The organism is Arthrobacter sp. E3 (assembly GCF_017353415.1).
Taxonomy (GTDB): Bacteria; Actinomycetota; Actinomycetes; order Actinomycetales; family Micrococcaceae; genus Specibacter.
Window position 1 is genome coordinate 23,319 of record NZ_JAFMPX010000038.1, and the last position, 10,678, is coordinate 33,996.

6 protein-coding genes are annotated in these 10,678 nt (G+C 60.5%); 4 read left to right on the top strand and 2 right to left on the bottom strand.

Going from position 1 to position 10,678, the window contains the following annotated elements:
- The first annotated feature begins 209 nt into the window (after positions 1 to 209).
- Both JMA46_RS14060 and JMA46_RS14065 read left to right on the top strand, forming a co-directional pair.
- Positions 210 to 1,040 (top strand): WecB/TagA/CpsF family glycosyltransferase, encoded by an 831-nt coding sequence (locus JMA46_RS14060; protein ID WP_247647319.1) that lies wholly within the window; start codon positions 210 to 212, stop codon positions 1,038 to 1,040.
- Between the two features lie 201 nt (positions 1,041 to 1,241).
- Positions 1,242 to 2,405 (top strand): hypothetical protein, encoded by a 1,164-nt coding sequence (locus JMA46_RS14065; RefSeq protein WP_207345972.1) that lies wholly within the window; start codon positions 1,242 to 1,244, stop codon positions 2,403 to 2,405.
- A 410-nt stretch (positions 2,406 to 2,815) separates the two neighbouring features.
- On the opposite strand, the gene JMA46_RS14070 is transcribed toward JMA46_RS14065, so the two are convergent.
- Positions 2,816 to 4,294, bottom strand: a complete 1,479-nt coding sequence (locus tag JMA46_RS14070; protein ID WP_207345973.1) for a hypothetical protein — start codon at positions 4,292 to 4,294, stop codon at positions 2,816 to 2,818.
- Between the two features lie 159 nt (positions 4,295 to 4,453).
- The gene (locus tag JMA46_RS14075) at positions 4,454 to 5,407 is read right to left on the bottom strand and encodes a glycosyltransferase family A protein (protein WP_247647320.1); all 954 of its coding nucleotides are present in this window, start codon (positions 5,405 to 5,407) and stop codon (positions 4,454 to 4,456) included.
- Between the two features lie 180 nt (positions 5,408 to 5,587).
- Here JMA46_RS14075 and JMA46_RS14080 point away from each other — a divergent pair, with 180 nt between their 5' ends.
- On the top strand, positions 5,588 to 6,988 hold the full coding sequence (locus JMA46_RS14080; RefSeq protein ID WP_207345974.1) for an O-antigen ligase family protein: 1,401 nt from the start codon (positions 5,588 to 5,590) through the stop codon (positions 6,986 to 6,988).
- A 188-nt stretch (positions 6,989 to 7,176) separates the two neighbouring features.
- The coding region (locus JMA46_RS17500) for a PKD domain-containing protein (RefSeq protein ID WP_348770178.1) at positions 7,177 to 10,678 on the top strand (3,502 nt) is incomplete at its 3' end.

Below are 10,678 nucleotides of genomic sequence, written 5' to 3' on the forward strand. Positions count from 1 at the left end.
ACTTGTGCAGCTACGTATGCCGACAGAAAAAGTACGCATGGTCAGGCTCTGATATTGATTTTAGGCTACCTTTTAGGTAGTCATTCGGACATACCGCACGTTAATTTAAGAATTGACGTGATAGTCGCGTTTGGGCGGTGTGTTTATTTGAATTTCAGAGACCGTGAATTAGTTGATAATAAATTTGATGCTGCATGTGGGGCCGGTTCATGAGCGCCCTGAATACCCGCATTGTGCTTGGGGGTGCAGCCGTTGACTTGATGGCGTTCGACCCCGCCGTGGAACTCATCGTTGAACGAGGGAAGAACCATGGGGAAAAACCATTGGCTGTGGCCTCCGTCAACCTGGACCACATCAAGCACTTTGGTACCAACGGGCCGTGGGCCAAGATCCTGACGGACAGCGAAGCCGGACTCCGGCCCCGTGCGGGGCTTCGCGGACAAGTAAATTGGTTGAGCTTGCTGGATGGGGCACCCCTGGTGACCCAGGCACGCCGGCTGACGGGAGAGAAATGGCCCCGACTTGCAGGAAGCGACCTCATCGGGCCTTTGCTGGGCGAAGCCGTTGAGCGGGAAGTCCGAGTGGGCTTTCTAGGCGGATCCCCGGAGACCCACGGACTCCTTAAGCGGCAGATGCGTGAAACCCGGCCAGACCTTGTTGTTGCTGGCTGGTGGGCACCCCCGCGGGCCGCGCTTTCGGACTCCATCGCATCCACCGCCATCGCCAGGGAGATTGCCAATGCGCGGGTCGACATCTTGGTTGTTGGGTTGGGCAAACCGCGTCAAGAACTGTGGATTGCCGAATACGGCTCGCTGACCGGAGCCGGTGCGCTTCTTGCCTTTGGGGCGGTGGTCGACTTCCTCGCAGGACGAGTGGTCCGGGCACCACACTGGGTCAGCGAACATGGGATGGAATGGGCATGGCGCTTCGCGCTGGAACCCAAGAGGCTCGCCCGCAGGTACCTGATTGACGGGCCGCCGGCATACGCGCGTGTCAGGTTCGAACGGCCTTTGATCGTGCAGCAACCGTGGGCGTCCTGAAACATGGGCCGCTTCCTTGACGCAGGTAGGGCAGAGGTGATTAGGTCCTTGTGACGGACGCGTTGGGCGGGCCGCCCAACTGGGGGGAAAATGCAAAAATTGTTGGCTGAGCAAGTAATCTCGGGAAACGGAAACAGCGGCCTGGACGCGCTTGTCGAACAGCTGTGGAGGACACCGGTGGCGTCAGGTCACGTACGGGTAGTGGCAAACCCCCGACCGTCGGTTCACTGGCGCGACGTGGAGCGCTACTGGGTCCTTCCCTCGACCGCCCGGCCGCAACTTCTCATCCCCAAGGGAAACCGAGTAGTGACTGCGGCCGCACTCCTGTCCTACCGGGCGTTGAGACCGAGGAAGATCCGCATGGGCCGCAGCGGCCTAGGCTGGGCTGCTTCCTGCGGTCTGCCGCCGTCCGTGGGCACTTTGACTGTCCAGGTGAAGTCAGCCGCAACCAACCCGGTTGCCCTGCCCTTGGCCGAGATCTCACGCAACATCGGCGCTGGGCCACTTGCAGCGGCCATCGGGATACGTCTGGGCGATAATAGAAAGCCGACTCTGCAGCTCTTCGACGCCAAGGGAGGGGCTGTCGGATACGCGAAACTTGCCTGGAATGATTCCAGCAGCGGGTTCATCCGTACAGAGCAAAAGGCTCTGGCATCGCTGTCGGGGGGCTCCGAACACATGCGGGTGCCTGAGCTTGCCGGTACAGGAACATGGGACGGCTATCCATACCTCATTTCCACGCCCCTGCCCAGCAATGTACAGGCAGTCCGCGGCGCCGTCGGTAAGCCTACAGCGCAAGAAATGTTTTCGCTGTGTGGGGTCACCCGGCACGGTACCGTGGGCGGCACCGCCCATTTCTCGGCACTTAGCCAGCGGCTAGAAAGTCTCCCTGAATACTCTGACGGATCAGGGGGAAAGCTTGCGGCTGCGACGAAACGCGTAGAGCGGCTGCTGCGTACCCGCAACGCCATCCTTCCGGTCTCAGCCAGATGGCACGGGGACATGGTCCCTTGGAACATGGCCAGAGAACCGTCTGGCGTGCTGTGGTGCTGGGACTGGGAAACCGCAGAGCCGGACGCCGTGGCCGGCCTGGACGCCTGGCATTGGGCCGTTAGCGTGCGCCGGGAATCCCGCGGCTCGTTCAACTCCGACGATTGGCATGCTGCGGCTCGGGATGTTCAACCCTATTTGCAGGCGGCCGCCATCCCGCGCTCGGCGTGGGCTGACCTGTCGGCCGTATACGCCTTGGTGGTGGCGGAACGGGCTTGGACATTGGCGTCGGCAAACGGCAGCTGGGATTCATCCTGGCTTTCACCGGAAAACCTCATCGGCATTCTCGACACTGCAGCGCGGGCGCTGGACTAATCTGAAGTTACGCAGGCCCTTTCCTTGTTTTCCTTCTGGAACCCGGGGAAAGGGCCTCTCTTGTATCAATATTTGTAGCCACTAAATTCTTAGCGTAAGCACTTCACATTTATGATCGGTGCGCGCATCGTCAGGTTATGACACAGAAACCACCGGCGATGCATGTAAATAGCCGCCGACATTCAGGTCTTGCCGGGGGGCAGTGAGTTGCGCGGAACACCGCGACTAAAGAATTCGCCCAGGACCAAGGCCCGTTACAACCACGGACAGTAGCCAAACACACCAGAGGCAATGACAAGAAGATCCACGGACATCCGTGGATCTTCTTGTCATTTCCTGCGCAACATCAGCCTAATAACTTTCACGGTGCTTACCCGGGTGGTCACCCAAAGCTCTGGCAGCAATGGCTCCTACGAGTCCACAGATTGCCGATGCTGACTGGTCTTGGACTGTTCGGCGGTGGCACTCCGCGACGTTGTGTCAGGCTTGCGTGCCACCCGTACCAGCACCACTCCGTGGTAGTTGGTGTTGACGTCGGCGAACTCCTGAGCCCGCTCCGCCAAGGTCGCTATTGCCGTACGGCGATGCTCGGCAACTATGAAGGCGTTTTGGGAAAGCCGGGCTGCCGCCAAGCGGCTTGAGGCGGACGCGTGGGGTGGCAGCACAAGCACCATTGTTGCGCCGGGAAGCCTGTCCTGCACTCGGTGGCGGACCGCGTCCGTGACGTAGTCGTCGGTGTTTGAATCGTCAGCGCCACTCGCAGGATAGATGACCCTCAGGGACGGTATGAGTTGTGAGGAGAATGTGGCTGAGTCGTCAAGGCCTCCAGAGACCAACTTGAGCTCACCCTCCATCCGTTCTTGCTGCGCGTGGGTCGCACCCATCACCACGAGTTCGACGTCGTGGCCTGCCTGTGCCAAGACGACGGCGAGGGCGTGTCCGACGTCGGAATCCGACCAGTTTATCGATTCGTCGATAACAGCCAGCACGCCAAGGTCGGAGTCGGTGGACGCCAGGAGCCGTTCACGCATGCTTCGGTAGGAAATGAGCTCCTCACCCTGCGGCGGGATGTCACCCGTGGGGCGGTCCAAGGCCATCAGGATCGGGCCTGCGGCGGCTGCCTCAATGTCGTGAGCGTCACGAACGCGCCGGGCCATGGCGTTGATGGCGAACGCGAGGATGACACCGAGCACCAGTCCCAACAGCAAAGCGGACATGAGCAGCAGACTTGGTTGCGGCTTCGTAATGACGGGGTTCTCGGTTGCCGGGGAAATCACGGAACCGCCGTCGGTGTCGATGGTGGTGAGCTGGTTGATCTGGTATTCCACATTTGAAATCCGGGTGTTGATCGCCGACTTGTCCGCAAGGCCCATCTTTGAGGCCGTTTTGTTCAGGGCATCAAGTTGTGCCTCGAGGTTTCCTATCATTTTCTTCTTGGTGTTCTCCGCGTTGCTTTGCCGATAGGCAAGGTAGGCGGTACCGACTGCATCGGCACCTGCCCGGGCGCGCTGTTCCGACGGCGCAGCGTAGGAGATGGTCACAATCGTGGCGTTGAGCACGGTGGTGACGGAAACTCCGTTGCGCAATTCGGTGGGAGTTTCTGCGCCGTTGAGTGCCTTGGCAGCAGCGGCCGCGACGACGTACGACGTGGCGAGCTTGGCTTCCGTGGCGGTGTCAAGCAGGCCGGATGCCGGGCGTGAGGGGTTGAACGGATCCGAAACAATGACGTTGACGTTCACGCTGGTGGTGGCCACGACCTTCCCGGGCACCACCGCCACGTACACGGCCATGGCAACCACACAGATTAAAGTCGAGGCCAGGATTGTCACCCATTGGCGCTTCAAAACAAAGAGGTAATACCCGAGGCCAACTGAAGCTTGATCTTTCACTGAATCCCCATATATATAGCGACGACCGGTCGGCAAGAATAGATGCCCGCAGCTGGTGCGGGTATTTCAGGCCAACCTTTGAATAAGACTATGGCATGCTTCACAAGCATAAGTTCGTTTCCTGTGAAGCAGGCACGTTTTTAATGTGAAGTTTATTCGTCATATTCCGCGACCCTTACGCTGCAGCCTGTCCACGACAGTTTCCGCTGACACCAGGCGGGCAGCGACCAGCATGGCCAACACGGCACGCGGCTCGCGAACGTTGGCACGCAACGAGCGGGCGGCCCATCTGAACGCGGACTGGGGCTGGCCAAGGGCGGCGTGCCCGAAGGCGAGCTGCCCGTAAATCCTGCCACGGCCCACGGCATTGCCAAGAATGTCAGGGTGGCGTTCAAGCATCCACTTATGGGCGGTGTTCTTTACGTCCCACTGTTGATAAAAGAATGAAGTGCCACCCCACTGGATCTTTACCAGGGGCTCGTCCACATTGACGATCGGCTTGCGCGTGGAAGCGCGCAACAGCAAGTCCCAGTCCTCGCACATGCTGTTCGGAATGGTCTCATCGACCAGGCCGATCCCGTCGATGAGGTCCTGCCGTTTGATCAAAAATGACGAGGAATGAACCATGGACATGCGTGATCGGAGCAGGTCCTCATGGCTGACAGAGTCGGTGCCAGCCACACGGACGGCCTCGTTTCCGTTATAGTCGACCAGCATCGCCGTGGAGCAGAATTCCGCATCAGGAACGGCCTGCAGCGCCGCCACCTGACGGGTCAGCTTCTGCGGATACCAGGTGTCGTCGTCGTCGCAGAAGGCAACCAGCGGTGTCTTCAGCGCCAGCACGCCAGTATTGCGGGCACCGGCCAGTCCGGAAGTCCGGCCGTTTTCCACCACCTCCACAGTGCGTGCGGGGTTGGTCGAGGCGAGGGTTTCATCAAGGTCGCACTTGTCGTGGACCACCATGACAAAAATGCGGCCCGCGTAATCCTGAGCGAGGATGGACTCCAGTGCCCTGCGCATGAGCACGGGACGGTTGTGAGTTGCCAAGACCACCCCGACGTCGGGCAGCTGTGTTGGAATTTCGTGCCCGGTGGGCACATGTGGTCCCCGCAAGGGACGGTTCTCCGAGTTGCCCAAAGCGGCTTCCCCCAGTCGTGAGTATTGGTGTAAGACGTGAGTGTATCAACTCTGCCTTGCTTTGCTGACACCTCGTGAGAGAATGCCAACTAGTGCAAGGGAGGTGATCGACAACCCCCTTGTGGTCTCTGGTCACTGAGTAGCGCGAGGAAGTCAATGCCGAGTCAACAACGCCAGCAAACGAAGCGGGCAACCATTCGGCGGGGGGAACAGGAAAATTCCGGCCCCAAAGATGACATGAAGGGTCCCGACAGGCTGCCTGTCTGGCCCGTTGCCATTGCATTTGTTGGCTTCCCCTTGTGGTGGCTGTTGGGGCTCGGTGACATGGCATGGCCGCTCTTTGCTTTGGTCATGTTCCTGGTGCTGGCACGGACCAAGCGGTTGAGGGCTCCGCGCGGCTTTGGCATGTGGATGCTGTTCCTGATTTGGATGCTGTGCTCGATGATCCAGCTCGACGAGTTTGTCCGGGTCATCGGCTTCATGTACCGCTTCAGTCTCTATATGGCGGCGACTGTCATTTTCATCTATGTGTACAACGCCCGGCGGCAGCTGACCGAGCGCAAGGTTTTTGGCATTCTGACCATCTTTTGGCTCGTTGTCATTGCCGGAGGCTACGCGGGCCTGATGGCCCCGGTTTGGGAGTTGAAGACTCCACTGGCCTATGTCCTGCCGCAGTCGCTGCTGGATAACTCCTATGTGCATGACATGGCCTTCCGCCGGCTGACCCAGTTCAACCCGAACCCCCGAGCATTTGTTATCGCCGCACCGAGGCCCAGTGCCCCGTTCCTCTACGCCAACGGCTGGGGCAACGTGTATTCGCTGCTGACCCCGGTGGTGGTGGTTTACGCGGCCATGGTGCGGCGCGGGCCCAAATTCTGGCTGCTGATGCTGGCCTTGCCCATTTCCTTTGTCCCGGCGGTCCTGACGCTGAACCGGGGAATGTTCTTGGGCCTGGGCATCGCAATGTTGTACATCGGAATCCGGGCAGCGCTGCTGGGCCACGGGAAAATACTGCTGGCCATTCTGGGCATAGCCCTGGTTGCTGGCACGAGCTTTGTGGTGCTTCCCGTCCAGGAACGCATCGACCAGCGCACCGCCAAAGTTGAAAGCATCGATGACCGCGGGAACTTGTACCTTGAGACCTTTGAGCGGACCCTTGAATCGCCCTTATTCGGATACGGTGCGCCACGGCCCTCCGAGCGGGAGGGCCAGCCATCCGTCGGCACACAGGGGCACGTGTGGATGCTGATGTTCTCCCACGGCTTTGTTGGCTTGGGTCTTTTTCTAGTCTGGTTGGGTCATCTTTTCGTCCGGACCATCAAACGCACCGACCTGGTGGGGCTGGTGTGCAACACGCTGCTTTTGGTGGCTTTCGTCGAAGTCTTCTACTACGGGATATTGGGCGCCGGACTGGTGATCGTCATGGTGGCCGGAGCGCTGGGACTACGGGAACCGGAAAACACCGGCTTTGGCCTTCAAGTAGCCGAGTTGCCAGTAAAAGCGGCACCCGGACGCCGAAAATCAATTTCCGCCGGACGCCATACAGGTAAGGCATAGAAGGCGGCGAGTAGCGCCCTCCCGACTACACGTAGTCCCGCTCAAAAGTCGGGTACAAAATTCGTTAAACCTCGCTATTATTCCCCCAACGGCCGGAATAGCCTAGGTTCACTCTGCAAATTTGTATGAGCTCCGGGCTGGGGCCGCGCTTTTATCGTTGACTCCGAAAAGTAGCAATAGGGGTAACCGTGTTTAATGCCCGCAAGCAGGTCAAGGCGCTGGGGATGATTGCCGCAACGGCAGTGGCTGTCTCGTCAATGGCAATTTCAGCTCTGGTAATGACGGCAGGTCCCGTCCAAGCCGCCCCCGTGGTGGTGCGGGATGGATCCAGTGCCGCAGCAGCGGCAGCCTCCTGCTGGGAGATCAAGGGAAACAATCCCTCCTCGTCGGATGGCACCTACTGGCTGCTGACACCGAAAATGGCAGCCCCAGCACAGTTTTACTGCGACCAGACCACCGATGGCGGCGGCTGGGTGCTCATCGGCAAGGGCCGGGAAGGCTGGGACCAGCGCAATGGGGGGACCGGAACACAATCAGCCCTTCGCACAGCGGGCGTTTCCCCCATGTCAGGGGCCACCACCCAAATGCCTGCTGCAACTGTGGACGAATTGCTCAACGGTCAGGCCCCAGACTCGCTCACGGATGGAATCAGACTGAAGCGGGCCACCACCACTGACGGTACCCAATGGCAGGAATCAAGGTTCAGCACGAAAACGATGGGGCGCTGGGTCTGGACCTTCGGTGCGGCACACCAGGTGGTGTCGTACTCATTTGACGGGGTGCGCGGAACCGGTGGGCTCACCTCGGACTTTGGCCCCAACAGTGGTTTCAGCCACATCAACGCCTCCGAGACCTCCGCACAGTCATGGACCATGGGGTTTGCCTTCGGCTCCTCCGTGAAGGGCACTAATGACAGCGGCACCTACTTGTGGTCCGCGTCCAACACCCTCGGTTACGCCCGGCCCTATACGGAGGTGTACCTGCGCCCGAACGTTCGCTCCAGCGACGCAGGGTTTGCACGGATCGGGGACGCCGGAAGTGCCGTGTCAACGAACGTGCCCGTGGCCAGCTCCTTTGCCAGCAACACCGTGTGGGGCTTGACAACCCCGGTCGCACCGAAGCGTGAGGGCGATGTGGAGGCCCAGGCGTTTGTGCAGAGCGGCAACACCATGTACGTGGGTGGAAACTTCACTTCGGTTCAACGAACAGCAACTTCCACTGGCGCCGACAAGGTGGCCCAATCCTTCCTGGCAGCCTTCAACATCAATACCGGTGAACTGGTGAGAACCTTTACGCCACAGATCAACGGCTCGATCATGTCGCTGGCGGTCTTGCCCAACGGTGACATCATTGCCGGCGGCATGTTCAGCACGGCCAACGGTGCCCCGGCTCCAGCGCTGGTGGCCTTGGACCCGATAACTGGGGCCACCGCAACCAACTGGAACCTGAACATGGAAAACCGGCTCACCAACGGCGTGATGCGGGTCAGCTCCCTCTCTGTGGAAGGGAACTGGCTGTATTTGGGTGGTGCGTTCACCCACATGGCTGGGGGGAACCAGCCCGGCTCGTGGGTCTATGCCAAGGGGGCAGGCCGGGTATCGCTGGCCAATGGCACCCCGGACAGCACCTGGAACCCTGAATTCAACGGAACCGTTGTTTCCATCGACGCCTCAAGTGACGGCGGCCGGCTCTATGCCTGCGGATATTTCACCACCGCCGGAACAGCGGATGCCTTCAAGGCGGCGGCAGTGCAGGCCGTGGCCGGTGCGCCGCTGGCAACACCGGCGTGGAGCCCCGTGTGGAGCAGCACCAACAACTACCAGCAGGCCATCCACCAAGTGGGCGACCGTGTGTGGGTGGGCGGCTCCGAACACAGCCTGTTCAGCTACTCCACGGCCAGCTTTGACCGGCTCTCCGGCAACATTGGCAACAAAAACGGTGACTTCCAGGCCATCACCTCCAGCAACACCGGAGTTCTCTACGCCGGCTCCCATGGACACGACTGGAACTATTCCAACGCTTTCCAATGGCCCAGCTTTGGCACCGCATGGACGGCGGCGGACTCCTTTGAATGGATCGGTGCCTGGGACGCCACAACAGGTGACATCATCCCCGCATTCACGCCGAGCATGAAATTCCGGCTGGGGCAGGGCATCTGGGCAACAACCGTGGACAGCAACGGCACCATGTGGGCAGGCGGGGACATGACAACGGTCGCCACCAACACCAAGGCCGGCGCGTGGACCGGAGGGTTTGCCCGCTTCCCCCAGATCGACGCCACGGCGCCCAGCATCCCGGGAAATGTCAGCAAGTCCGCGGACGGCACCACCACCGTGAGGCTGGCGTGGAACGCTGCAACGGACAACAGCGGCTCAGTCTCCTACCAGATCCTGCGTAATGACAGGGTGGTGGCAACAACAACGGCTACCAACGCCACCGTGCCCAAGGGCGGGGAGAACCGCTACTTTGTGCGTGCCGTTGACTCGGCCGGAAACTTGTCCGCCAGCTCTCCTGTCATCACCGCCACCGGCGGTGTGGCACCGCCCACGGCGGCGTTCACCACCACGGCGGCAGGCCTTCAGATCAGCTTTGACGCCTCCACGTCCACGGCCGCGGGGACCTCACCGGACTTCGCCTGGGACTTTGGCGACGGCACCACAGGCAACGGCGCCACAGTAACGCACAGCTACACCGAACTCGGCTCCTATCAGGCGACCCTGACGGTGACTGACGACCAAGGCGAGCAGGCCACCAAGACCCAGACGTTGGCTGTCACACGGGCGAAGCCCGCGGACGGTTACGGCGCCGCGGTGTATGACAGCAATCCCACCTTGTACTACCGCTTGGGTGACACAACAGGCACCACAGCTGCCGATTCGAGCCCCGCAGGGGCCTCCGGAAGCTACGTCGGCGGCGTGACCAAGGGGGCGCCCGGAGCGATCGCCGGGACAACCGACGGCGCCGCGGTATTCAATGGCAGCAACGGATTTGTGGCCAGCCAAAAATCGTTCGTCAATCCCACCGTCTACTCGTTGGAGGTATGGTTCAAGACGACCACTACCCGTGGCGGGAAGCTGATCGGGTTTGGTGACAAGGCAACCGGAAATTCCAGCAGTTACGACCGGCACGTGTACATGCAAAATGACGGCACGCTGGTGTTCGGCGCCTACACGGGCGTTCAGAATGTCATAACATCACCGAATGCCTACAACGACGGCGGTTGGCACCACGTGGTGGCCACGCAGTCCAGTGCTGGCATGGTCATGTACGTGGACGGCGTTTCGGTGGGCACCAACCCGCAGACAGCAGCCCAAAGCTACACGGGCTACTGGAGGATCGGTGGAGACGTCACCTGGGGCTCGACGAGCAACTACTTCGCCGGCACCATTGACGAGGCGGCAGTTTATCCTGCCGCGCTGACAGCTGCCCAGGTGGCAAACCACTACCAGCTTGCACCAATCCCGGCTCCGGTGAATCAGGAGCCGACGGCGGCTTTCACTCCGGTGGTGACGAATCTGGCGGTGGCGGTGGATGCCTCGGCGTCCAGTGATCCTGATGGTTCTATTGCTTCTTATGTGTGGGACTTTGGTGATGGTGGCACGGGTACTGGTGTCACGGCGACCCATACGTATGCGGCTCCCGGGCCGTATACGGTGAAGTTGACGGTCACGGATAACCAGGCTGCCACGG

Bases quoted from the DNA above. Each gene is read 5' to 3' on its own strand.
- JMA46_RS14060 (WP_247647319.1), top strand. From the start codon at position 210: ATGAGCGCCCTGAATACCCGCATTGTGCTTGGGGGTGCAGCCGTTGAC.
- JMA46_RS14080 (WP_207345974.1), top strand. From the start codon at position 5,588: ATGCCGAGTCAACAACGCCAGCAAACGAAGCGGGCAACCATTCGGCGG.